Origin of the sequence: Actinomadura gamaensis, assembly GCF_042652125.1 — a bacterium.
Taxonomy (GTDB): domain Bacteria; phylum Actinomycetota; class Actinomycetes; order Streptosporangiales; family Streptosporangiaceae; genus Spirillospora; species Spirillospora gamaensis.
Genome location: NZ_JBHSIT010000001.1, coordinates 24,293 through 48,348 on the forward strand (window position 1 = coordinate 24,293; position 24,056 = coordinate 48,348).

General features: G+C 73.8%; 20 protein-coding genes. 9 read left to right on the forward strand and 11 right to left on the reverse strand.

What is annotated here, in order from left to right; genetic code table 11:
* Positions 1-51 precede the first annotated feature (51 nt).
* From ACFPCY_RS00145 to ACFPCY_RS00160, 4 genes are read left to right on the forward strand one after another with little or no spacing between them, the layout of a single operon-like run.
* Positions 52-1,590, forward strand: a complete 1,539-nt coding sequence (locus ACFPCY_RS00145) for an amidohydrolase family protein (RefSeq protein WP_378251458.1) — start codon at positions 52-54, stop codon at positions 1,588-1,590.
* Complete coding sequence (locus tag ACFPCY_RS00150; protein WP_378251459.1) at positions 1,577-3,085, forward strand: MBL fold metallo-hydrolase; 1,509 nt, start codon at positions 1,577-1,579, stop codon at positions 3,083-3,085. The genes ACFPCY_RS00145 and ACFPCY_RS00150 overlap by 14 nt, the downstream gene beginning before the upstream one ends.
* 19 nt (positions 3,086-3,104) lie before the next feature.
* Positions 3,105-5,687, forward strand: a complete 2,583-nt coding sequence (locus ACFPCY_RS00155) for a lantibiotic dehydratase (protein WP_378251460.1) — start codon at positions 3,105-3,107, stop codon at positions 5,685-5,687.
* Positions 5,684-6,592: a thiopeptide-type bacteriocin biosynthesis protein gene (locus tag ACFPCY_RS00160; RefSeq protein ID WP_378251461.1), complete on the forward strand. Its 909-nt coding sequence runs from the start codon at positions 5,684-5,686 to the stop codon at positions 6,590-6,592. The genes ACFPCY_RS00155 and ACFPCY_RS00160 overlap by 4 nt, the downstream gene beginning before the upstream one ends.
* Here ACFPCY_RS00160 and ACFPCY_RS00165 read toward each other — a convergent pair.
* The 8 genes from ACFPCY_RS00165 to ACFPCY_RS00200 all read right to left on the reverse strand — a co-directional run bounded on the left by ACFPCY_RS00165 (position 6,589) and on the right by ACFPCY_RS00200 (position 15,255).
* Entirely contained in the window at positions 6,589-8,157 is a 1,569-nt protein-coding gene (locus tag ACFPCY_RS00165; protein WP_378251462.1) for a purple acid phosphatase family protein, read from the reverse strand. The two genes, ACFPCY_RS00160 and ACFPCY_RS00165, sit on opposite strands and share 4 nt — an antisense overlap.
* Before the next feature lie 174 nt (positions 8,158-8,331).
* Complete coding sequence (locus ACFPCY_RS00170; RefSeq protein WP_378251463.1) at positions 8,332-9,765, reverse strand: aldehyde dehydrogenase; 1,434 nt, start codon at positions 9,763-9,765, stop codon at positions 8,332-8,334.
* A 41-nt stretch (positions 9,766-9,806) separates the two neighbouring features.
* Entirely contained in the window at positions 9,807-10,622 is an 816-nt protein-coding gene (locus tag ACFPCY_RS00175) for an SAM-dependent methyltransferase (protein WP_378251464.1), read from the reverse strand.
* A 42-nt stretch (positions 10,623-10,664) separates the two neighbouring features.
* Positions 10,665-11,096 carry a hypothetical protein gene (locus ACFPCY_RS00180; RefSeq protein WP_378251465.1) on the reverse strand — a complete coding sequence of 144 codons (432 nt, stop codon included), beginning with the start codon at positions 11,094-11,096 and terminating at the stop codon, positions 10,665-10,667.
* Between the two features lie 95 nt (positions 11,097-11,191).
* A complete protein-coding gene (locus ACFPCY_RS00185) occupies positions 11,192-12,325 on the reverse strand; it encodes a sulfotransferase family protein (protein WP_378251466.1) in 1,134 nt (377 codons plus the stop codon).
* Positions 12,326-12,397: 72 nt separating this feature from the next.
* Complete coding sequence (locus ACFPCY_RS00190) at positions 12,398-13,171, reverse strand: SDR family oxidoreductase (RefSeq protein WP_378251467.1); 774 nt, start codon at positions 13,169-13,171, stop codon at positions 12,398-12,400.
* Positions 13,171-14,346, reverse strand: a complete 1,176-nt coding sequence (locus tag ACFPCY_RS00195) for a hypothetical protein (RefSeq protein ID WP_378251468.1) — start codon at positions 14,344-14,346, stop codon at positions 13,171-13,173. Before ACFPCY_RS00195 ends, ACFPCY_RS00190 begins: the two co-directional genes overlap by 1 nt.
* Positions 14,347-14,373: 27 nt before the next feature.
* Positions 14,374-15,255, reverse strand: coding sequence for an alpha/beta fold hydrolase (locus ACFPCY_RS00200; RefSeq protein ID WP_378251469.1), 882 nt, complete (start codon positions 15,253-15,255; stop codon positions 14,374-14,376).
* Positions 15,256-15,334: 79 nt separating this feature from the next.
* Here ACFPCY_RS00200 and ACFPCY_RS00205 point away from each other — a divergent pair, with 79 nt between their 5' ends.
* The 3 genes from ACFPCY_RS00205 (at position 15,335) to ACFPCY_RS00215 (ending at position 18,236) form a co-directional block, all read left to right on the forward strand.
* Positions 15,335-16,201: a helix-turn-helix domain-containing protein gene (locus ACFPCY_RS00205; protein WP_378251470.1), complete on the forward strand. Its 867-nt coding sequence runs from the start codon at positions 15,335-15,337 to the stop codon at positions 16,199-16,201.
* A gap of 125 nt (positions 16,202-16,326) precedes the next feature.
* Positions 16,327-17,571: a sensor histidine kinase gene (locus ACFPCY_RS00210; RefSeq protein ID WP_378252538.1), complete on the forward strand. Its 1,245-nt coding sequence runs from the start codon at positions 16,327-16,329 to the stop codon at positions 17,569-17,571.
* The gene (locus ACFPCY_RS00215; protein ID WP_378251471.1) at positions 17,568-18,236 is read left to right on the forward strand and encodes a response regulator transcription factor; all 669 of its coding nucleotides are present in this window, start codon (positions 17,568-17,570) and stop codon (positions 18,234-18,236) included. Before ACFPCY_RS00210 ends, ACFPCY_RS00215 begins: the two co-directional genes overlap by 4 nt.
* 9 nt (positions 18,237-18,245) lie before the next feature.
* Here the strand turns inward: ACFPCY_RS00215 and ACFPCY_RS00220 are convergent, their stop codons facing one another.
* Both ACFPCY_RS00220 and ACFPCY_RS00225 read right to left on the reverse strand, forming a co-directional pair.
* Complete coding sequence (locus ACFPCY_RS00220) at positions 18,246-19,124, reverse strand: TetR/AcrR family transcriptional regulator (protein ID WP_378251472.1); 879 nt, start codon at positions 19,122-19,124, stop codon at positions 18,246-18,248.
* A gap of 89 nt (positions 19,125-19,213) precedes the next feature.
* Positions 19,214-20,419, reverse strand: a complete 1,206-nt coding sequence (locus ACFPCY_RS00225) for a cytochrome P450 (protein WP_378251473.1) — start codon at positions 20,417-20,419, stop codon at positions 19,214-19,216.
* 73 nt (positions 20,420-20,492) lie between these two features.
* Between ACFPCY_RS00225 and ACFPCY_RS00230 the strand changes: the two genes are divergently transcribed.
* A complete protein-coding gene (locus ACFPCY_RS00230; RefSeq protein ID WP_378251474.1) occupies positions 20,493-21,107 on the forward strand; it encodes a TetR/AcrR family transcriptional regulator in 615 nt (204 codons plus the stop codon).
* 13 nt (positions 21,108-21,120) lie between these two features.
* Here ACFPCY_RS00230 and sigJ read toward each other — a convergent pair whose 3' ends face one another.
* Positions 21,121-22,221: an RNA polymerase sigma factor SigJ gene (sigJ, locus tag ACFPCY_RS00235; protein ID WP_378251475.1), complete on the reverse strand. Its 1,101-nt coding sequence runs from the start codon at positions 22,219-22,221 to the stop codon at positions 21,121-21,123.
* Positions 22,222-22,373: 152 nt separating this feature from the next.
* Between sigJ and ACFPCY_RS00240 the strand changes: the two genes are divergently transcribed.
* Positions 22,374-24,011 (forward strand): MFS transporter, encoded by a 1,638-nt coding sequence (locus ACFPCY_RS00240; RefSeq protein ID WP_378251476.1) that lies wholly within the window; start codon positions 22,374-22,376, stop codon positions 24,009-24,011.
* The last annotated feature ends 45 nt before the right edge of the window (positions 24,012-24,056 follow it).

Sequence of the window (24,056 nt, forward strand, 5' to 3'; positions counted from 1 at the left end):
CTCCGCTCCCCACCGACCCCCACCGATGTCCGAGCGAGGAAGGGGACGCAGGTGACCACCGGGACGTACACCGGCGACCGGATCGTGCACGACGCCGACAGCCATCTCATGGAGACGCCGGACTGGCTGGTCCGGTACGCGGACGCGGAGGTCCGCGACCGGCTGCGGCCGCTCGACCTCCACGGCCTGGAGCCGCTGGCCGAGCAGGCCGTCAGCGCGGACGCGCCGTCCGGCCACGTGCAGGACGCGCCCGGCAGGGCGGTGATGGCGGAGAAGAACTGGCGCGCGCAGGGCGCCTTCCGGCCCGAGGAGCGGAGCCGGGCTTTGGACGCGCTGGGTTTCCGCTCGCAGCTCGTGTTCTCCACCTACAGCCATGTCGCGCTGATCGACTGCCCGGGCGGCCCGGGCGGCGTCGACTTCGCACCGGACGTGCTGTACGGCGCGGTCCGGGCGCACAACCGGGGCATGGTGGACTTCTGCCGCGATCCGCGCCTGCTTCCGGTCGGCTGGGTCGCGCTCGACGATCCGGAGCGCGCCGTCGAGGCGTGCGCGGAGGCGCTGGCGATGGGCTGCGCCGCGATCGAGGTCCCCACCTATCCGGTGGGTCCGCGCAGCCTCACGCACCCGGCCCTGCATCCGCTGTACCGGATGCTGGAGGAGGCGGGCCGTCCGCTGGTGTTCCATGTCGGGGGCGGCGGCCCGCTCGTCCACCGCGTCTACGCGAACAACGGGCTCGCCGACCGGGACGGGGCGGTCGGCCACGACACGACGCTCGCGGAGCTGACGCTCGTCGGCATGCCCGCGCCGGTGCAGATGGCGATCGCGGCGCTGATCTTCGACGGGGTCTTCGAGCGGTTCCCCGGCCTGCGCTGCGGCGTGATCGAGCAGGGCGCGACCTGGGCGCCGGGCTTCCAGCGGTGGCTCGACCTCGCGCCGTCGTTCGCCCCGCGCAGCCACGGCGAGCGCCTGTCGATGGCGCCGAGCGAGTACTTCCGGCGGCAGGTGAAGCTGACACCGTTCCCGTTCGAGGACGTCGGCCGCCTGATCGGGGAGCTGGGGCCGGACGCGCTGATGTTCGGCAGCGACTACCCGCACGACGAGGGCGGCGAGGACCCGCTGGGGCGGGTCGAGGCGTCCGTGGCGTCCCGGAGCGCGGACGAGCGCGACCGCTTCTACCGGGGCAACTTCGAGGTCCTGATGGGACATGCGCCCGAGCCGTCGCCCGCCGCCGGCACGGCGGTCCTGCGGACGGGCGAGACGATGGACGTCCTCCGGAAGAAGGCGCTGTTCCGCCTGCTCGCCCGGGACGTCGCCGAGCGCGCCGGGATCCGCGTCGGCCAGGACGAGATCAACGAGGAACTGCACGGGTTCCTGCGGCAGACGGGGCTCGGCTCGCTGGAGGAGGCGCTGTCGTGGATGCGGCACGAGCGGGTCGCCGACGAGGTGTTCCGGCGGTTCCTGGAGGACGCCCGCCTGGTCGGCAGGCTCGCCGAGATGAACGCGGACCGGCTCGGCGGGGAGACCACCGCGCAGGTGCGGATCTCGACCGCGCGCGCGTGGAGGGGCGGAAGAGCTCATGCGAAGCCTTGACCCTCATGTCGCGCTCGCCGTCGGCTACGACGACAGGACGCCGTTCGGCAGCCCGGTGACGACGCGTCCGAGCGGTTCGGTCCGCGAGGTGTACCGGCCGGTGATCGAGCACGCGCGCCGGCACGGTCTCGACGCGGTGGTCGCGGCGGGGCCGGAACTGCTGCGGGAGGTCGTCGGGAGCCGGGCCTTCGCGGGCATCGCGCGGCGCGCCGGGCGGGAATGGCGACTCCGGGAAGAGGTGCTGTATCCCGACCCGCAACTGGCGCGTCCGCGCCTGCTGTCGTTCGAGCACCGCAAGGACGGACGGCGGTTCCAGGCGTCCGTGGACGCGGACGCCTGGCCGGAGGTCCACGCGCTGATCGCGTCGCTGGCGACTCCTGGCGGCGGACCGTCCGGCTCCGTGGCGGGCAGCGCGCGCAGCCGTGCGCTGCTCGACGTCCTGGTGAAGACGGGGATGGTCGGCGGCGACGGCGTACCTTCCGAGAGCGCCGGCGTCCTGGGACGGTCGCAGGTGAGCTTCGTGGGGCACAACACGGTCGTCGTCCGGTCGGGCGCGACCCGGCTGGCCATCGACCCGTTCCAGTTCTCCCGCAGCCCGCGCTACCCGGCGGCCTACCAGCCGCTCGGGCTGGCGGAGCACGGACGCGTCGACGCCGTCCTGATCACCCACTCGCATCCGGACCACTTCGACGCGGCGTCCCTGCTGCGGCTGCCGCCCGGCACCAGGATGATCGTCCCCGACGCGGGGCCGGAGACGCTGCTCTGCGCCGACATGGCCGCGCGGCTGCGCGAGCTGGGCTTCACCGACGTGACGGCGCTGGGCTGGGGGTCCTCGGTCCGGATCGGCGACGCGCGGGTGCACGCGCTGCCGTTCTACGGGGAGCAGCCGACCGACGAGACGACGCTGCACCCGGACGTCCGCAACGGCGGCAACACCTACGTCGTCGAGGCGGCGGACTTCAGCGCCGCGTTCGTCTCCGACAGCGGACGGGACGCCGCGGGGGACGTCCGGTCCGTCGCGTCGCGCTGGCACGCCGAGCATGGCCCGGTCGACCTGGTGTTCAGCGGGTACCGCGGCTGGATCACCTATCCCGTCCAGCTCCTGTTCTCCTCGGTGGGCAGCTACCTGCCGTTCGTGCCGCCCGACCTGTGGGGCGCGCGCAGCCGCCTCATGAACGGCCCGGACGAGGCGATCGACCTGGCCGAGCGCTGGGGCGCGAAGTACCTGTTCCCCTACGGGGACGGCGGCGCGCCCTGGTACTGGTCCGCCGGGCTCGGCCCGCGCCTCGACGGGACGGGGACCGAGGACGCCGACTTCGACCCGTTCCCCGAACGCGTCGCCGACGCGGCCGGACGCCGGATCCGGCTGCCGGGCGGGCTCGGCGGCCGCTCGCCGGTCGAGGTCGTCGTGCTGCGTCCGGGCGACGCGCTGACCGGGTTTCCGGAGTCGTTCGAGGTGGTCCGCGCGCCGGGCCACGCGTGGCCTTTCGGCTGAACGGACGCGAGGAGGAGCCATGAGTCCCGCGCCGGACGGCGGGCATCGTCCCGTCGCTGCGACGATCGAGGTCTTCCCGGACGCGGTGCTGCGCTGCGCGGCGCTGCCCGCGCAGGCGCTCGCGCCCTTCCACGCCCCTGCGCCGGCCGCCGCCGCGCGCCTGGTCACGGCGGCGCGGAACGAGATCGTCGCGCGCCGGGAGCGGCTCGGCGACCTCCTGTACGCGGCGGTTCCGGAGGTCGCGGACCGGCGCGTCCGGCGGCTGCTGCTCGACGTCAGGCGCCAGATCCACCGGCACACGCGGCGGCTCGACAGGCTCGACGAACTGCTCGGGTATCCGGCGGGCGTCCGTCCCGAGCTGGCGGAGGCGCTCGCGGGCGAGCAGCGGTCCCGGTTGCGGCTCGAAGGGCTGGTCGCCTCGTTCGAAGCCGAGCACGCGGCGGTGATGCGGCGGGAACGCGTCGCGCTGCGCCAGGCCGGGTCGTGCGAACACTTCCGCAAGGCGCTGCTGCTGGCCAGCCCCGGTCTCTCGGCGAGCTGGGAGGCGGAGTTGCGGAGGTTCGCCACAGAAGGCGACGGGACGCCGGGCACCGCTCAGAAGAAGCGATCGGCGGCGCGGACCGAGCGTATGGAGCGCGGCGTGTTCGCGTATCTCGTCCGCGCGGCGACGCGTCCGACGCCTCACGGCTTGTGGGCGGGCGTCGTCCCGGTCGGCATGGACGAGACGGCGTCCGCGAGCGCTCGACCTGGGGGGATAACGCTTCGGGCCGCTGAACCGCGCCATGCGGTCAGCCCTGACCTGACGGTCTTCCGGGCGATCCTGGACGCGATCGTGCGGGATCCGAAATACCGGTGGGAGACGCCCGTCCGGCTGGCCCCGACCGTCCGCGCGTTTCCGGACGGCTGGCGCGTGTGGCGTCCGGCCGTCTCCGACGAGGGCTGGGTGCCGCTCCGCACGGACCAGGCCGCCGAGCGGCTGCTCAAGGCGTACGGCGACCGGAGGGCGAGGCCCCTGCGATCCGTGATCTCCGAGCCGGCCGGGTACGAGGCCGCGCACCGCCTGCTGCTCCAGAACGTCCTGCGCTCTGACCTGCGGATTTCCCCGTCGGATGCCGATCCGTGGGCGGCGCTCGCAGAGGCCGGTGACAGGCTTCTCGACCCTGATCGGAAACTCTGGAACGACGCCGTCGAAGGGCTGCGCGCGGCCTGTTCCGATCTGTCCGAGCGCCTTGAGGTCATGGGCGTGGACGAGCTCCGGAAGCGTCTGACGGCGATCGCCGCCGAGGTCCGCGCGTTCGCCGGACGCGCCGGGGTGAAGGTCGGCCTGCCGCGATGGCCGGTACGCGTCGACTACCGTCCGGGCCTCGCGGCGTCCTGGACGGCTGAATTCCGCGAAGCGGTTCGCCGTGCCGTCGCCGAAACGCTGGCCTACTACGAGGCCGACAAGGGGCCGGAACTGCTGCGCCGGTCGAGCATGCGGCTCCTGCTGGGGGAGGCGGAGACCTCCTCCGCCGTCCCGGTCGACCATCTCGTCCGTCACGCCGGAACCCCGTATCGCCTGATGAACGGCATGGGCCCGGTGGGGCGTCCGGACGCGGCGCGCGCCGTGGAGGAGTTGCGCTCGCACCGGGACGAGACGGCGCTCCGCTGGTGCGAACGGCTGCACTCGGCCTCGCCTTACCGGATACCCGAGGCGGACCTCCGCTCCGAGCCGACGGCAGGACCGGGCGGCGCGGTCGTCGTGGCGGTGTGCGGGCGAGGCGGGCTCCGCGTCGAGTGGGGGAGGCCGCAACCCCTCGCGCTGGCCGCGCGGTTCGAGCCCCTGCTCGGCGAGCCGGGGGCCGCGTCGCCGCTGGCCGCTGCGGTGCGGGACTGGTACGCGTCCTGGCCGTCGCGAACGGCCCGGGCCATGGAGATCACGGGAGCGGACGCGCCCGGCCTCAACGTGGCGTCCCGCCCGCCCGTCACCCCACGACGACTCGACTCCGCAGGCGCCGACCGGACGGTGGTTCGCGTGGACCGGGAACGCCTGCTGCCCTGGCTCGCGGATCCGGCGTGGGGCGACGCGCTCGTGCCGGTCTACAACTCGTCCGCGGCGATCGGCGGACGGGACCCGCGCGGCTTCGTCCTGCACCGCCTCGCGCTCGGGCACGGCTGGGAGTTCCTCTGCCGACGCCTGCTGCCCCGCCCGGCACCGGGCGGTCGGGTGCCGCGCGTCGAGCTGCCCTCGTCCGCCGTGCTGTCGCCCGCCCGCTGGTGCCTCGGCGAGCAGGCCGTCGCGGAGATGCTCGCGCCGGCCGAACCGAGCCGCTACCTCGCGTGGCGCGCGCTCGCGGACGGCCTCGGCCTGCCCGAAACGGTGTGGGCGTCCGTCGAGGACGACCCCGAAGCGCCGCCGCTGTACCTGATCACGACGAGCCCGCTCGCGGTGGCGGCGCTGCTGCACCGGCTGGAGGAACGGCCGCGTCCCGTCGAGCTCTTCGAGGTCCACGGGACGGAGCGGAGCTGGGCCGAGTGCGGCGACACCGGCCGGCGGTACTCCTGCGAACTCGCCGTGACCTGGCATGACAGCGGCTACTGGGAGAAGGTGCGCAAGCCATGAAGGTCCTCACGGAGGTGCTCGACCACCTCGACGAGCAGGCGGACGAAGGCCGCCGGTGGCTGGAGGTCCGGCTGCTCGTGGGAACCGATCCCCTCACCCGGGGGCCGCGAATCCCCTGGGCGCGACTCGACGCGGCCGTCGCCCGGTGGCGGAGCGAGCAGCGTTTCGAGCAGTGCTTCTTCGTCCGCAAGTACCCGGGCCTGCGGCTGCGCTTCAGCGGTCCGGGCCTGGCGGAACGGCTGACGCCGGACCTCGCCGCGTGGGTCGAGGACGAGACCGGTCGCGGCGAGCTCGCCGGGCACCGGTTCGCGGTGTACGAACCCGAGCTGCGTCGTTTCGGCGGTCCCGCCGGGATGGACGCCGCGCACCGGCACTGGGACCAGGACACCCGGCTCGTCCTCGGCTACGAGGCGATGTGCTCGGCGATGCCGGTGACGGCGTCCCCGGTGACGGTCGGCGCGTCCCGGCTGTGGGCGGCGATGGTCAACCACCTGCTGCGGCTCTGCCTGGAGGACGCGGCGGAGGTCTGGGACGTCTGGAAGCGCCTCGACACGCTGATCGCCTCGGCGTCCGCGTCCGGCGAAACGGAGCACAGCCGCCCGCAAGGCATCGATCCCGCGCTGGCGCGGGGCCTCTACCAGCTCTCCCCGGAACTGCTCAAACGGCTCGTCCCGGCCGAGGTGCGCATCCTGCTCCAAGCAGCGATCGGCAACCAGAGGACCGCGAAGGAGATCGGCGCGCTGGACTTCCACGGCGGGCTGGCGGTCGGGAAGCGGTCGTGGCTGACGGCGAACGCCACCTTCCAGTGCAACCGCTGGGGGCTCGGCCTGCGGCTGGGGGAGCTGAGGAGCGTCACCGAAGCGATGACGCTCCTCCTCCAGCCCGATCGTCAGGGGACCTCTTAACGGGGCTTGCGAAGGACGAACTTGTCGAGTTCGTCGTAGTTGGGGGAGCCGAGGTCGGCGCCGTAGTGGGTGACGGTGATCTCGGTGTGGCCGTTCGGGGCGTGGGGCTCGTAGTCGAAGGCGGCGAAGCCGTAGGGACGCTTCAGGTCGCGGTAGGCGGACCAGGGCGCGGGCTCGGTGGTGGTCTTCGAGACGCGGGGCGTGGTGGGGTCGCCGGGGCCGACGTCGTGGATCAGGACGCCGTCGTTCGGGGCGTCGAAGGCGGACCACGGGGTGGCGGCGGAGTGGCCGCCGCCACCGATGATCATGTGGACGGCGCCCTTCGTGGCGTCGATGACGGCCGGGTCCGTCTCGCGCGGGGCCGGGGTGAGCAGGTCGCTGCCCGGCAGGACGCCCTTCACCGGGAACGTCCGCTCGAAGTGGTGCTCGTGGCCGGCGAGGACCAGGTCCACGCCGTAGCGGTCGAACAGCGGCAGCCACTCCCGCCGGATGCCGAGGTCCGCGCCGTTGAAGTGCGCCGACGACATCGCGACCTGGTGCATGCAGACGATGATCCAGTCGATCCGCGGGTCGTGCGCGGCGGCGCGCAGCTCGCGCTCCAGCCAGCGCTTCTGCGCGCCGTGGCTGTAGCCGCGGATGTAGGGGTCGTAGCCCTTCGCCTTGTAGCCGGGGACGTTGTCGCGCCGGTACGCGCTGAACGCGCCGTCCTGGAGGCAGACGTCGTCGTTGTTCAGCGAGATGACGCGGATCGGGCCCACGGTGAACGCGTACCAGTTGTTCCGGAACCGGCGGGAACCGTTCTCCGGGAGGGAGAAGCGGGTCTGGTAGGACAGGTAGCCCTCGGGACCGTTCCCGACCTCGTTCTCGTGGTTGCCCGCGCACGGCATCCACGGACGGCGGCTCGCCGACCGCTGGTTGTTGTTGAAGAACGACCGCCAGGTCTCCACCGGGGCGTCGCTGACGTTCGCGTAGCAGAGGTCGCCGTTCAGGAGGTGGAACAGCGGGTCCTGCTTCTCGACGGCGTCCACGATGTAGCCCGCGTTCGGCGTCGCCGGGCCGAGGCCCTTGCCGACCTTCGCCGGAATCGCCTGGTCGCCGAAGCTGGTGAACCGGAACCCCTTGGAACGGCCATGCGGGGCCGTCCGGAAGGAACCCGCCACCGCGGACGCCGCGCCGCGATGCGTCACCTCGTAGATGTAGCGGCTGTCGGGGCGCAGGCGCGGCAGCTCGGCGTGGTAGGTGAACACGCGCTCGCCCGTGAGGGCCTCGGTGTACACGCGCTCCTCGGCGCGGACGACGGTGCCGTGCCCGTGCCCCGGCGCGCCCAGCCGGACGGCCGGGTGCGCGACCCGCTGCGGCGTCGCCCACGAGACGGTCATCTCGCGGGCCGCGTCCGCGCCGAACTGGAGGTGCACCTGCTCGGGCGCCGGCGCGCCCGCCGCGTCCGGCGTCCGCACGAGGGCCGCCGCCTGTCCCGTCTGCGCCAGCACCGGCGCGGCGACGGCCAGCCCGCCGATACCGCCGATACCGCGCAGCACCTGCCGCCTGCCCACCTGGTCGGTCATCCCGCCTCCTCGTCGCGTTCCGCCGACGAACGATCGACCGCCGGCGTGATCGTCACGTGTCGGCGAACGTCCGCCCAGGTGAACACCGCGCGTCAGGACGGCGCGGAGCTTCGCGCGGGGCGGGGCAGGGCGGCGCGGGGCGGGGCGGGGCGGTGCGGGGCGGGGCGGTGCGGGTCAGGACGGGACATAGACGGAGCGGATGCGCTGGTAGGACGCCAGGCCTTCGGGGCCGAGCTCGCTGCCGAGGCCGCTGGACTTCCAGCCGCCGAACGGCGAGCCGGGGTCGGGCGTCCACATGTTCACGCCGATCGTCCCGGTCTCGACGCGGCTCGCGACGGCGAGCGCGTGCTCGGGGTCGGCGCTCCAGACGCTGCCCGCGAGGCCGTAGTCGGAGTCGTTGGCGATCGCGACGGCCTCGTCCTCGGTGTCGTACGGCAGGACGCAGACGACCGGCCCGAAGATCTCCTCGCGCGCGACGCGCATCGAGTTCGACGCGTCCGCGAAGACGGTCGGCTCGACGTACCAGCCCCGGTCGAAGCCGTCGGGCCGTCCGCCGCCGGTGACGACGCGCGCGCCCTCGGCGCGTCCGGCGGCGACGTACTCCTCGACGCGCGCCCGCTGCCGCTCGGAGACCAGCGGTCCCATCGTCGTGGACGGGTCGAGCGGGTCGCCGATCGCGAACGAGCGCGCGACCCCGGCGAGGCCCTCCACGATCTCGTCGTAGCGGGCGCGCGGGGCGAGCACCCGCGAGTTCAGGAAGCAGGACTGGCCGCTGTTCACGAACGACAGGAACGCGAGGCCGGGCAGGACGGCGGCGAGGTCGGCGTCCGGCAGGACGATCGCGGCGGACTTGCCGCCCAGCTCCAGCGTGACCGGCTTGAGCGCGCGCCCGCACTCCGCGCCGATCTCGCGCCCGACGGCCGTGGAGCCGGTGAACGCGATCTTCGCGACGTCCGGGTGCGCGACCAGCGCCCGGCCCGTCGCGCTGCCGCCCGTCACGACGTTGAGGACCCCGGCGGGAAGCCCGGCCTCGGCGGCGGCCTCCACCAGCAGGGACGTGTCGAGCGAGGTCTCCGGCGCGGGCTTCAGCACGACCGCGCAGCCCGCCGCGAGCGCCGGGGCGAGCTTGTGGACCGCGAGCGTGACCGGGAAGTTCCACGGGACGATCGCGCCGACGACGCCGACCGGCTCGCGCTGGAGCCGGACCGTCCCCTCGAACGCCAGGCCCGCGCGCCGCTCGTCGGCGAAGCCGGCGCGGGCGAGCGCCGCGTAGTAGCGCAGGAGGCCCGCCGGGGCCTGCACGCTGCCTTGCACGGACACGACCAGCGGCGTCCCGTTCTGCCGGGACACCAGCTCGGCGAGGCGCTCGCCGCGCTTCTCGATCCCGTCCGCGAACCGCTCCAGGACGGCGGCGCGCTCGGCGGGATCGGTCGCGGCCCAGCCGCGCCGCGCGCGGACCGCGGCGGCGACGGCCCGGTCCACGTCCTCGGCGCCGGCCTCGGTCACCGCGCCGAGTGGATCCCCGGTCGCCGCCTCGATCACCGGGATCGTCGCGGACGCGTGCGCGGCCGTCCACTCGCCGTCGATGTACAGGGTGCTGTCGGGCATGGCGGGCTCCTGCGGGGGTTCAGGGCGGACGGCCGACGCGGCTAGGGAAGGCGGCCGACTCCGCCGAGGTAGGACGGGACGGTGAAGTCCGGCTCGCCGTCCCCGTGCCGCCAGCTCTGCACGGGTACGATGCCGGGTTCGAGCAGCTCGGTACCGGCGAAGAACCCGGTGATGGCCTTGCTGCTGCGGATCGTGAACGAGCCCGACCGCGTCCGCGTGTAGACGTCGCTGACAGTGTCGAACGCCTCGTCCGGCTGCTCGCCGGGGAACGGGTGCGAGATCACCAGGTGGCTGCCGGGCACCAGCCGTCCGCGCACGGTGGCGAGGATGGACGCGATCTCCGCGTCGTCCGGGATGAACTGGAGGATCGCGCAGAACACGACGGCGACCGGCTGCTCGAAGTCGATGTGCCGGGTGACCTCGGGACTGTCCAGGATGGCGAGCGGGTCGCGCAGGTCGCCCTCGACGACGCGCGTGCGCGGGTTGTCGGCGAGCAACGCGCGCGCGTGCGCGAGCACTATCGGGTCGTTGTCCACGTAGACGACGCGGGAGTCCGGCGCGGTGCGCAGCGCGACCTGGTGCACGTTCTCCTGCGTCGGGAGGCCGGCGCCGATGTCGACGAACTGCCGCACGCCCGCCTCGGCGAGCGCCCGGACCGTGCGGCCGAGGAAAGCGCGGTTCTGCTGCACCGCCACCCTGATGTCCGAGCCCGACGCCACGCTGACCTCGATCACCTTGGCGGCGGCCTCGCGGTCGGACGCGTAGTTGTCCTTGCCGCCGAGGTAGTAGTCGTACATCCGGGCCACGCTGGGCACCGAGGGGTCGATGCCGGGCGGCACCGGCCGAATCTCGTTCATGTGCTCAGACAACCACACCCGCGGGGCTTTCGCGATCTTTCTTCACGAAGAGCGGGCCCCGTCCCGCCGGGTGATCCGGACGGCGAAGGCGACCAGCGCGGCGGCGAGCGGCAGCTCCAGGAACGCCGCCATCGACAGCGCCGCCGGAAGGTACCCGGACCGGGCCGTCATCACGTCGAACCAGGCGTCGGCGACCATCAGCGTCGCCAGCGCGGACAGCGCGATCGGCGCCAGCGCGTCCCGCCGCCGCACCAGCACCGCGGCCGTCCCCATCGCGACCACCTCGATCGCGTCGAACCCGCACCACAGCAGCGCCCAGTTCACCGGGCGCGGCTCGGACGGCGGGATGGAGAACGCCATGCCGACCGTCCACACCAGCAGGACGGCGGCGCCGATCGCGAGCGCCCCGGCGAGCAGCCGCTCGGGCGCGCAGGCCCGCGTGCCGCGCGGACGCGGCAGGTTCGTCGTCGTCATGCGTCCAGCTTCGGGCGCACGGGACGACCGCGCCTCCCGCGTCCGGACCGTCCCCCCGGCCAGTCGCACGACCGGCTTTCATCCTCCAGAAGGATTCAGGCGAACCGGGCCTCCACCTGTTCGGGGGTGAGGCCGAAGTCGGTGAGGGTGTAGCGGTGGGACGGGCGGGCGCGGCCCTCGCTCGACTCGGTGTGGAGGTGCTTCATCGCCTCGCGGGCCTCGCCGGTGAGGGGCAGGCCGAAGCGCGCGTAGATCGCTTCGACCGTGCCGAGGGGGTCGCGGACGAAGTCCTCGTAGCGGACGTCGAAGAAGCGGGACGGGTCGTGGCGGGCGCGCTCGGCGCGGAAGGCGCGCAGGCCGCGCGCCCACAGGTCGAGCTGGTCGCGGCCGATCACCTCGCCGCGGAACAGCTCGGACCAGCCGTCGGTCGCGTGCGCGGCGAGGCTGCACATGGACGCCATGGCGGTGCCCGGGTCGCGGTGGGTCTGGACGACCAGGGCGTCCGGGTAGACGGCGAACAGGGCGTCCAGCGCGAACAGGTGGCTCGGGTTCTTCAGCACCCAGCGCCGTCCCGGGTCGTTCAGCCCGATGAGCTGGAGCAGGCGGCGGTGGCGGCGGTAGGCGGGCGTCCAGTCCTGCTCGGCGAGCCACGCGGAGTAGGACGGCAGGTGCGCGAGGCACTCGAACGAGATCGACCGCATCGACTGGCGCAGGAGCTGCCAGCACTCCTCGACCATGTCCGCCGACATGTAGTGGACGCCCATGAACTCCGGGTGCTCGACGTGGTGCCGCTCGTAGCTCGCCTGGACGGCCTGGAAGACCGGGTCGTCCGCCCACGAGTCGCGCGGCGGGCGCGGCTGCGGGACCTCGGTGAGCCACAGTTCGAGGCCCTGGTGCGCCGGGTCGGCGGTGAGCAGCCGGTGCAGGGCGGTCGTGCCGGTGCGGGGCAGGCCCGTGACGAAGATCGGGCGTTCGATCGCGACATCGGCGTGGGACGGGTTCCGCTTCCAGGCGTCCTCGGCGAACAGCCGCGCGGCGAGCGCGCCGCGCAGGAACGCCCGCTGGATCTTGCTGCCGAGCGGCGTCAGGTCCGCGTCCTTCCGGTAGGACGCGAGGAGGACCTCGAGGCCGTCGATGTAGTCGTCCTCGCCGAAGTCGGTCAGGCCGGTGAGGCGGGTGGCCGAGGCGTGCAGGTCCTCGACCGTGCCGACCGTGGTGGCGCCGTCCATCTCGCTCACTCCTCAGTGGTGGAACTCGCCCCTCAGTGCTGGAACTCACTCCTCAGTGCTGGAACTCGCCTCTCAGTGGTGGAACTCGCCGCCGTTGACGTCGAGGCACTGGCCGGTGATCGCGCGCGCGTACGAGGACAGCAGGAACACCGCCGCGTCGGCGATCTCGTCGGGTTCGGGGAGTTTCCGCAGGTCGATGGTCGCGGCCGTCTCCTCGTAGATCTGCCGGGACGGGACGCCGCGCTCCTTCGCGAGATGGTCGAAGTACCACTTGAGGTTGTCGGCCCAGATCCAGCCCGGCGCGATCGTGTTCACCCGGACGCCGCGCGGCCCCAGCTCGGTGGACAGGCCCCGGGCGAGCGCGAGCAGCGCCGCCTTCGCCATCTTGTAGGCGCCGAACGTCGGCCTGGAGTGCCGCAGGACGGCCGAGTTGACCATCACGACCGACCCCCTCGCCTCGACCAGCGCCGGGACGAACAGCCGGGTCAGGTCGAGCGCGGCGAGCACGTTCGTCTCGAAGCCCTTGCGGACGGCGGCGAGGTCCACGTCGAGGAGGTCCTGGAGCGGCGGGATCGCGAAGGCGTTGTTGACCAGGCCGTCCACGCGTCCGTGCGCGTCGAGCGCCGCGCGGACGAGCCGCTCGCAGGACGCCCGGTCGCGGATGTCGGTCGGGACGGCGGTCGCGCGGCGGCCGAGCGCGCGGACCTCCTTGGCGACCTCCTCCAGGCGTTCCTCGGTGCGGGCGGCGAGGACGACGTCCGCGCCCGCCTTCGCGCACCGGAGCGCCAGCCCGCGCCCGAGGCCGGGGCCGACCCCGGAGATGACGACGACACGTCCGTCCAGCATCAGCCCAGCATCCTTCGCGCGGTCGAGACCTGGCGGGCGGCGATCCGGTCCGCCCACTGACGTGCGGTGACGCGCTGCCGCTCGTGGAACGGCAGGCGGTCCGGGAGGTCCTTGAACGGGACGACCTCGACGCGCGGGCCGTCCTCCGGGGTGAGCTCGCGCGACAGCCGCTGCCAGCGGATCTGGAGGAAGCCCCGGTCGTGGCCGGTGCACTCGACCCAGTTCGCGAGGCCGGGGTCGCGCTCGGCGACGACCATGCGGATCATGCCGTCCGGGTCGGGGACGGCCTGGTCGGCGGTGAGGCTCGTCTGGTGGTTGACGTAGTCGAGCGACACGTACCACATGCTGCCGAGCTGGAAGCCCTGGTAGGGCGCGTCCGAGCGCGGGACGGTGATGACCATCGCGTCGTCCGGGCCGAGGTCGTAGTGCCCGACGGACGAGTACTGCGTGGGCAGCCCGCCGGGCGTCGGGCGCGGCTCGGTCATCGTGTTGACCGGCAGCTTCAGGTAGTGCCACTCGGGAAACGCTAGGAACGTCTTGATGCGTGAGACGAGCATCTTCCCGGCGACGTCGAAGCGTTTGGCCTCGCGTTCGGGTGTCGGACGGTCCGGAGCGGAGCCGAGCCGGTCGGCGCGATGGATGCGGATCTCGCCGGGCCGCTCGTCCGTCCAGTCGCTGAACACCTCGCGGACGAGCAGCATCGCCGCGCCGCGACCGAGGACGAAGTAGTTCGGGTCGTCCTTGCGCGCCGGGTTCTCCGGGCCGAAACGCAGCTCGTAGGAGCCGCCCGGCGCGATCTCGAACGCACGGTCGTCGAACGCGCTGAGGCTGTCGGGGGACGCGGACGGCGTGTAGTCGCCGTTCAGCACCTGGAAGCTGAGGTCGGCGGTGGTTCCGCGCCGTCCGGTCACCACGTACTCGGCGTCGTCGCGCAGGTAGGCGTTGAAGTAGAGCGTGTCGGGATTGTCCAGGCCGAGCTTGGAGTGCGGCCCGGTGGAGCGGGCGAAGAACGGGAAGTCCCGCTCGTACGCCCAGGCCATGTGGAGCGACGCCCGGACGCTTCCGGCGAGGTATTGCAGACCTTCGGCGAGGTCGAGCTCCGACCGCGCGTGCGGCGCGGCCCGGATGATCGCCTCCGCCTCCGCGACCGCCCGCGCGAACGACTCCGTGGCCACCAGGCCTCCCGATGTCTCGGTCAAGCGTTAGCTTGGTTCTGCCGCCGAGACTAGAACGTGTTCCACTACGCGGTCAACGGCGGCCGTCACCGCGTCCGGATGGGTGAGCGGCGGGGTGTGCGCGGCCCCGGGGATCAGCACCGGCTCGGCGATCGTGTTCGGCAGGGCCGCGTGCAGCGCGAGCCCGGCGGCGACCGGGACCGGACCGTCCGCCGTCCCGTGCACGACCAGCGCCGGCGCGGTGATCTCCGCCAGCCGGTCGCGGACGCCGTCCACGGCCATCAGCATCGCGACCGCGTCCGCGAGCCGCTCGCGCGGCTGCGCCCGCCACCGGTTCGACCACTCCTCGTGCAGCGCCGGCGCGTCCCCGAGCAGGAACGGCAGCAGCTCCGGCGCGACGGCCTCCGGCCCGGCATCGCGCATCCCGTCCCGGATCCCGCCCATCTGCTCCAGCGCCTCGGGCGGCCACGGATCGGCCGCCGTGTCGACGAGGACGAGCCCGGCGACGCGCTCCGGCGCGAGTAGCGCGGCCCGCAGCGAGACGAAACCGCCCTGCGAATGCCCGACCAGCACGGCCCTCGGGACGTCCAGTAGGTCGAGCAGCGCGAGCAGGTCCTCGGCAGAACGCCAGTAGGTGGGGACACGACTGTCGTCCGAGGCGCGGTCCTGGTCAGGGGCGTCGCTGTCGCCGGAGGTGCGGCTGTCGTCGGAAGTGCGGCTGTCGTCGGAGGTGCGGCCGTGGAGGCGGGCGTCCCACGCGATGCGGCGGACGCTCTTCGGGAGGGCGTCGATCTGCCGCTCCCACATGTCGGCGTCCATGAGGTTGCCGTGGCTGAACACCACGGCGGGGCCGTCCCCGCCGGTGTCCAGGTAGTAGATCTTCTGACCGTCGATGGCCGCGAAAGGCATGGCCCGTTCTCCTTCGTGGTGGATAACGACAGCCTGCCGCGCGGATCGGAGCGCCGGCGAGGTAGGATCCGAGCTGGTCATGGTGAATAACGGACACGAGCCCATCCGGAGGGTGCCCTACCTCGGCCCTGAGGACGCGCCGTACGGCATCGAGGTCATGTCGTTCGCTCGGCTCCGCGAGCTGGGGCCGCGCGAACGCCGCGCCGCTCCGCAGCGCCCCGAGTTCCACGTGCTCGGCGTCGTCGAGAGCGGGACGGGCCACCACACCGTCGACTTCGTCCGCCACCCGCTCGGGCCCGGCTCCGTCCTGTGGATCAGGCCGGGTGTCGTCCACCGGCTCGACGGCGTGGAGGACGTCCAGGGCACGCTCGTCCTGTTCCGTCCCGACTTCCCGCCGCCGGGCGTCGCCCGGACCGCCGCCGACGACCCCTTCGGCCCCGCCTGCTGGACGGTCGAGCCGGCCCGGACCGTCCGGCTGGCCCTGGAACACCTGCGCGCCGAGTACGCCCACCCCGGCCCGGCCGGACGCGCGGAGGCGCTGCGGCACCTGCTCGCCGTGCTGGTGCTGCGGCTGCTGCCGGAGGCGTCGGTGCGGGCGGGAGGCGCGTCCCCGGCGGCGAACGAGGTGTTCGCCGCCTTCCGCGCGGCCGTCGAACGCGACTTCCGGCACTCGCGCCAGGTCGCGGACTACGCGGCGCGGCTCGGCTACGCGCCCCGCACGCTCACCCGCGCGACCCTCGCCGCCACCGGACTGACCGCCAAGCGCTTCCTCGACCAGCGCGTGGCCCTGGAAGCGCGGCGCCTGCTCGCCGACGGCGACCTGTCCGCCGCGCGCGCCGCCGCCCGCCTGGGCTTCGACGACGCCGCCAACTTCGCCAAGTTCTTCGAACGCCACGCCGGCACGACACCCGGAGCCTTCCGCGCCGAGGCGGCCGGACGAACCTGAAGTGGAAACTTCGCGGGGCGCTGGACGGGGCCTCTTCGGCGCGGATCTCCAGGATTTCCAGGGGGAGGCGGCCTTGCAGGTCCGAAGTGGGGGCGTTCGCGGGACTCTAGGCTGGGGCCATGGTGATCGGGTGGCCTCGCGGGCGGGCGGCGGACGTCGCGATCGCCTTCGGCGTCCTGATCCTCGTCGGGGCGGGCAGCGCGGAGTCGCTGTTCGGGCCGCGCGAGGAGCCCTGGTCGGTCACCGCACTCACCTGGGTCCTGATCGTCGCGGTGTGCGGCGCGCTCGCGGCCCGGCGCCGGTACCCGGTCACGGTCGCCGTGTTCATGCTGGCCGCGACGGTGGCGTACTACCTGACCAGCACGTACGACGGGCCGCTGCTGGCGGCGTTCATGGTCGCGCTGTACACGGTCGCGGAGGCGGGCCGCCCGCGCGCGGCGATCGCGCTCGGCGCCGCCGCGCTCGGCCTCACGAGCCTCGGCACGCTGGCGGGCAACGGCGACGTCAACGGCGTCGCGCTGTTCATGCTCGCGGGCTGGGTGGTCGCGGTCGTCCTCATCGGATGGCTGCGGCACACGAGCCTCGCGCACGCGCGCGAGGTCGAGCAGCGCGCCGCGACCGAGGAGCGGCTGCGCATCGCGCGCGAGCTCCACGACGTCGTCGGGCACCACCTGTCGCTGATCAGCGTCCAGTCGGCGGCGGCGCTGCGCCGGTTCGCCAAGGACCGGCGGCGCGGCGAGCAGCACGCCGAGGAGGCGCTGGCCGCCGTCCGCGAGACGAGCAGGGAGGCGCTGCGCGAGCTGCGCGCGATGCTCGCCGTCCTGCGGCAGGACGGCGAGGACCCGCCGACCGCCCCCGCGCAGGGCCTCGACCGCCTCGGCGAGCTGGTCGAGCGGGCCCGCTCGGCGGGGCTCGACGTCCGGCCGGACGTCTCGGGCGACGGCCGTCCGCCGGCCGAGGTCGATCTCGCCGCGTACCGGATCGTCCAGGAGGCGCTGACCAACGTGGTCAAGCACGCCCGCGCGACCTCGGTCGCGGTCCGCGTCGAGCGCGCGCCGGACGCGGTCCTGATCGAGGTCACCGACGACGGCCGGGGTCCCGCCGCCGCACGCCCCACCTCCGGCTCGTCCGCGTCCGGTTCGGCCGCGTCCGGCTCGTCCGCCTCGGGTTCGGCCGCGTCCGGTTCGGCCGCGTCCGGCTCGGCCGCCTCGGGTGCGGCGGGTGCGGCGGGTTCCGTGGCGTCGGGGAGCGGGATCGGCGGGATGCGGGAGCGGGCTCGGGCGCTCGGCGGCGAGCTGTCCGCCGGCCCCGGCACCGGCGGCGGGTTCCGCGTGCGCGCCCGCCTGCCCCACGAGAAGAGGACGGCATGATCAAGGTTCTGCTGGCCGACGACCAGCGGCTGGTGCGCGCGGGCTTCCGCTCGATCCTCTCCGACGAGGACGACATCGAGGTCGTGGGCGAGGCGGGCGACGGCGCGCAGGCGATCGAGCGGGTGCGCGAGCTGCGCCCTGACGTCGTCCTCATGGACATCCGGATGCCCGGCACCGACGGCCTGGAGGCGGCCCGGACGATCTCCGCCGACGCGCGGCTGGCCGGCGTCCGCGTGGTCATCCTGACGACCTTCGACCTGGACGAGTACGTCTACGGGGCGCTGCGCGCGGGCGCGAGCGGCTTCCTGCTGAAGGACACCGAGCCGGAGGAGCTGATCCAGGCCGTCCGGGTCGTCCACCGGGGGGACGCGCTGATCACGCCGCGCATCACCCGGCGGCTGATCGGCGAGTTCGCCGGACGCGTCCGCGCCCCCGACCCCGGACCGCGCCTCGCGGCCCTCACCGACCGCGAGCGCGAGGTGCTGCGGCTCGCCGCCGCCGGGCTCAGCAACGACGAGATCGCCGCGCACCTCGTGCTGAGCCCGACCACGGCCAAGACGCACATCAGCCGCATCATGACCAAGCTCGGCGCCCGGGACCGGGCGCAGCTCGTCGTCCTCGCCTACGAGTCGGGCCTGGTCAGCCCCGGTTGGCTGACCGACTGACCCGCGCCGTCACGCGGGCCGCCCGCCGCCGAACATCCCCGCCTCCCAGAGGCGGCGGATGTGCTCGACGAGCGGCGGGCCGAGCGCGCGCAGCGCCTCGGCGTCGCCCGCCGCGACGGCCGGGGTGACCATCGCGCTGGTCGCGGCGACGATCACGTGGCAGGTGTAGAGGCCCGCCTCGTCCGTCGCGCCGATCAGCTCGGCGAACACCCCGGCGAGGCTGCCCTGGAGGGCCGTCCGCCGCTGGACCGCCTCGGGCCCGGCCGCGTACACCTCCACCAGGAACAGCCGCGCGTACGGCATCTCCCGCGCCAGGACGTCCAGGTACGCCGTGACCGCCTGCTCCACCGCGGGCAGCGGATCCCGCCGTCCGCCCGGCTTACCCGTGCCGCCCGGCTTCCCCATGCCGCCTGGCTTTCCGCTGTCGCTCGGCTTCCCCGTGCCGCCCGGCTTCCCGGTGTCGCCCGGCTTCCCCGTGTCGCTCGGGTTCCCCGTGCCGCCCGGCTTCCGCGTGGTGCTTGTCTTCGCCGAGGCGGACGGGTCCTGCCCGTCGCCCGGGTCCGCCTTGGCGGACGCCTCCTCGAACTCGCCGAGCGCCTGGAGGACGTGCGCGACCAGGATCTCGCCCGCGCGCTCGAACGCGCCCATGAAGCAGTCGAGCTTGGACTCGAACAGGCGGTAGAAGCTCTGCCGGGACACGACCGCGCGCTTCAGGACGTCCTCCACGGACGTCCGGACGTAGCCGCGCTCGGCCATCGCTTCGGCCATCGCCGCGTACAACCGGTCCCGGTGGATGCGCTCGACCACCTCGGGCGCGAGGGCGTGCCGTCCCCGGGGCAGCCGACGCGGCGCCGGAGCGTCCGTCCGTTCCTCCGCTGACTGGGGCATCTGCCCACGATAAGGCACCGCTGACCCGGCCCCGCTCCCGCCTCGCCGCGCCTGCCGGGCATCCGGGACGTGAGACCGGGGCCGGTTTCTCAGACGTGTATCGGGACGGTGGCCGGGCCGCGCAGGTTGATGCGGCCGTTCCATTTCACCTCGCCGTCGAGCGCGAGGTCCGGGAAGCGGGACACCAGGCGCTCGAGCGCGACGCGTCCCTCCAACCGGGCCAGGGCCGCGCCCAGGCAGTGGTGCGGGCCGCCACCGAACGCGACGTGCCGGCGGGCGTTCGGACGGTCGAGACGCAGCTCCTCGGCGTCCGGGCCGAAGAACTCCGGGTCGCGGTTGGCGGCGGCGAGCCCCGCCACGACGAACCGGTTCGCCGGGATCTCCCGGTCGCCCACCTTGTACGGCGCTACGGTCACGCGGCGGCTCTGCTGGACGGGGCTGACGAACCGCAGCAGCTCCTCGACCGCGTTTCCCGCGAGGTCCGGGTTCGCGCGGAGGAGCGCGAGCTGGTCGGGGTTCTCCAGCAGCGCGACCGCCCCGCCGCCGATCAGGTTGACGGTGGTCTCGTGTCCCGCCACGTACAGCAGGACGACCTGGTCGACCAGTTCGGCGTCGGTGAGCCGGTCGCCCTCCGCCTCGGCCGCGATCAGCGCGCTCAGCAGGTCGTCGCCCGGACGCGCCCGCTTGTCCGCGATCAGGCCGCCGACCAGCTCGTACAGCTCGACGCCGGCCGCGCCGACGCGCCGGACGGTCTCCTCGTCCGGCAGCGGCTCCAGCGACCGGACGACCCAGCCGCTCAGCTCCCGGACGCGCGCGTGGTCGGTCGGCGGCATCCCGAGCATCGTGGAGATCACCGTGAACGGCAGCGGGAAGGCCAGCGCCTCGACGAGGTCGGCGCTCCCGGCGTCCTCGATCCGGTCGAGCGCCTCGTCCACCAGGGCGGTGATCTCGGGTTCGAGCGCGGCGACGCGGCGCGGGGTGAACACCTTGGAGACCAGGCCGCGCAGCCGGGTGTGGTCGGGCGGGTCGAGGTCGAGCATGGACCGTCCGCGCCCGTCGAGCGCGCTCTCGAACTCGCGCATCTGCGCGACGAACGCGCCCTCGGTGACCTGCCGCTCGTCCACCGAGTGGTCGGAGCGGAGCAGGTCCACGACGTCCCGGTGGGCCGTCAGGATCCAGATGCCGATCGGGCTCTCGTGCACCGGCTCGGCCTCGCGCAGCCGCCGGTAGGCGGGGAACGGGTCGTCGGTGAAGCCGGGCTCGAACGGGTTGAACAGCAGTTCCGGTTCGGACATCGGGGGCCTCCCGGGAGGGCTCGTACGTACGCTGTGTCGGTTACATACGCCGTGTATGTAGTATGCTCCGCGCATGCCAGACGTCAAGAGCCGCCGGGCGAAGTACTCCGAGGAGACGCGCAACGCGCTGCTGGACGCGGCGACCCGGCGGTTCGCCGAGCACGGCTTCGCGGGCACGTCGCTGGAGGACGTCGCGGCCGACATCCAGGCCACCCGCGGCGCGGTCTACCACCACTTCGCGAGCAAGACCGCGCTGTTCCAGGCGGTGTTCGAGCGGCTGGAGCAGCGCTCGACCGAGGGCATCCTGCGCGCCGCCGCGGACGCGCCCGACGCCTGGACGGCCGCGACGCTCGCGCAGAACACCTTCCTCGACCACTGCTGCGACCCGGTGTACGGCCGGATCATCTGGCAGGAGGGGCCGATCGCGCTCGGCTGGCAGCGCTGGCGCGAGTGCGAGGAGAAGTACGGCTACGGGCTGGTCGAGCAGCTCGTCCGGTCACTCCAGGAGGCGGGCCTGCTGCCGCCGCTGCCGCGGGTGCCGCTCGCCCGCGTCGCCTTCCACGTCCTCGGCGCGGCGGGCACCGCCATCGCCGAGGCCCCCGAGCAGGACAAGCGCCGCCTCCGCGCCGAGTACGCCGAGGTGCTCGCCAGCCTCCTGAACGGCATCCGCACCGACCCGGCCGAATGATTCTCGGCGCTGCCTACTCGTCGTCGGTGACGTGGGTGAGCTTCTCCGGGTTCGTGACGGCGTAGATGCCCTCGACGCGCTCGCCGTCCGGGGACAGGTCGAGGACCATCACCGCGAACGGCGCGTCCTCGTCGAACAGGACGGCGGACGGGTCCCCGTTGACCGTCCGGTACCGGACGTCCAGGTTGTCCGGACGGCGGAAGGTGCCGCCCGCGATGAGCCGGACCACCTTGTCGCGGCCCCGCACCGGACGCAGCGCGGCGCGGGCGCGGCCACCGCCGTCCGTCCACATCGTCACGTCGGGCGCGAGGATCTCCATCAGCGCCGCCAGGTCGCCGCCGAGCGCGGCGGCCAGGAACCGCCGGGTCGCCTCGCGCTGGGTGCGGCGGTCGACCGTCCGGCGCGTCCGCCTCGACCGGACGTGCAGCTTCGCGCGATGCGCCACCTGCCGGACGGACGCGGGGGAGCGGTCCAGGATCTCGGCGATCTCCGTGTGCGGGTACCCGAACACCTCGTGCAGGATGAACACCGCGCGGCTCAGCGGCGTCAGCGTCTCCAGCACGACGAGCATCGCGAGCGACACCGCCTCGCCGCGCGCCGCGTCGTCCGCCGCGTCCTCCCCGGCGCCGGCGTCCGCGACGAGCGGCTCCGGCAGCCACGGCCCCGGATACGACTCGCGCCGCCGCGCGACCGCCGCCTGCCGCGCCAGCGCGGTGTTGACCGCGATCCGCACCAGGTACGCGCGCGGCTTCTCCACGCCGTCCGTCCCCCGCGCGGCCCAAGCGAGCCACGTGTCCTGAAGAACGTCCTCGGTGTCGGCGACGCTGCCCAGCAGGTTGTACACGATCGAGAACAGCAACTCCCGATGCTCCGCATAAACCCGCGTGGCCTCGTCCGACGCCCGCAGCGCCGCATCAGAACCGCCCCCGGCCTCATCGGACACCCGCACGGCCTCGTCGGATGCCCGCAGCGCCTCGCCGGTCGCGCGTAGGGGCTCGTCCGGCGCGTGCGTGGCCTCGTCGGGGGCGGGGTGGGGCTTGTCGGGCGTGCGTGGGGCCTCGACGTGGGGGGTGGGCTCGTCGGGGGCGGGGGCCGTCGAGATGTCGTGGGGCATGGTCCCTCCTGTTCGCCACCCCTGAGGGACGGCGACCCCCGAAGTGTGACATCCCTCGGAGAAATGGGATTCGTCTCTCACCGCGTCACATCGGCCGGACGCCCGCGCCTCATGGTTCGCGACACACATCCGAAGCCGGAGGCGAAACCCCAATGTCCGAAAGCTCGTTCCTGGCGACCCGCCGGGGCAGGCTCACGCTGGCGCTGCTGTGCGGCGTCGCGTTCCTCGACTTCATCGACGCGTCCATCGTCAACATCGCGCTGCCCGGGATGCAGCGCGCCCTCGGCTTCTCGGTCGAGGGGCTCCAGTGGGTCCCGAGCGGGTACCTGCTCACCTACGGCGGCTTCATGCTGCTCGGCGGGCGCGTCGCCGACCTGCTCGGCCGCCGCCGCGTGCTCGTCGCCGGGACGGTCCTGTTCGGCGCGGCGTCCGCGGCGGGCGGCCTCGCGCAGACGGCGTCGGTCATGGTCGGCGCGCGGATGGTGCAGGGCCTCGGCGCGGCGACGATGCTCCCGTCCGCGCTGTCGCTGCTCACCACGTCCTTCAAGGAGGGCCCGGACCGCAACCGCGCGCTCGCGGTGTGGGGCGGCGTGGCCGCGGGGGCGTCCGGCGCGGGCGTCCTGCTCGGCGGCGTGCTCACCGACGGCCTCGGCTGGCGCTGGGTGATGCTGGTGAACCTGCCGGTCGTCGTCACGGTGCTCGCCGCCGTCCCGATGCTCCTCCCGGACGACCGCCGGACGGCCCGCGTCCGCGACTTCGACATCCCCGGCGCGTTCCTCGTCACCGGCGCGATGCTGCTGCTCGTGTACACGCTGGTCAAGGCCCCGGACGCCGGGTGGGGCGCGGCCCGGACGATCGGCGGGCTCGCCGGCGCGGCCGTCCTGCTGGCGCTGTTCGTCCTCAACGAGACGCGCGCGGCGCATCCGCTGCTGCCGCTCGACACGCTCCGCATCCGGGGCCTCGCGGCGGCGAACGTCACCCAGCTGCTCGTCCTGGCGGGCGGCGCGGCCATGTTCTTCTTCCTCAGCCTCTACATGGAGACGATCCTCGGATACTCGCCGCTCCAGACCGGCTCGGCCTACCTGCCACTGTGCGCGTGCGTCGGCGTCGCGGCGGGCATCGCGTCCAAGCTGCTGCCGAAGTTCGGGACGCGTCCGCTGATCGTCGTCGGGTCGCTGGTCGGGACGGGCGGGCTGTACCTGCTGTCGCGCGTCCCGGTCGGCGGCTCGTACGTCTCCGACCTGCTGCCCGGCCTGCTCGTGTTCGCGCTCGGCCTCGGCGTCGTGTTCGTGTCGGTCACCGCCGCCGCGAACGCGGGCGTCCCGGCGAACCGCGCGGGGATCGCGGCGGCGCTGCTCAACTCGTCCCAGCAGCTCGGCACCGCGCTCGGCCTCGCCATCATGGCCGTCCTCGCCGCCGACCGCACCGGCCACCTCGTGAAGCTCGGCACGGACGTCCCGCACGCGACGACCGAGGGCTTCCAGCGCGCCCTGTTCGCGGGCGCCGTGTTCACCTTCGCGGCGGCGATCGTCGGCCTGGGCGTCCGCAACAGCCGAGGCGCCCCCGACCCCGCCCAAGCGGCCGCCCCGCTGACCGCGCAGCCCGACGCGCAGCCCGAAGCGCAGCCCGACGCGCAGGCCGCCGCGCACTCCGACGCGCAGCGCGAAGCGCACCCCGACGTGCGGCGCGGTGCGCGGAGTGACGGGCGGCCGGACGAGGCGTCGGAGGCATTTCCGGACGCGCCCATCCGTGCGGAGACGACGGCCGAAAGCGCGGCGGACGCGCGCTGAACCCCGGCGGGCCCGGACCGGGTGACATCTGCCACGATGTCGGGC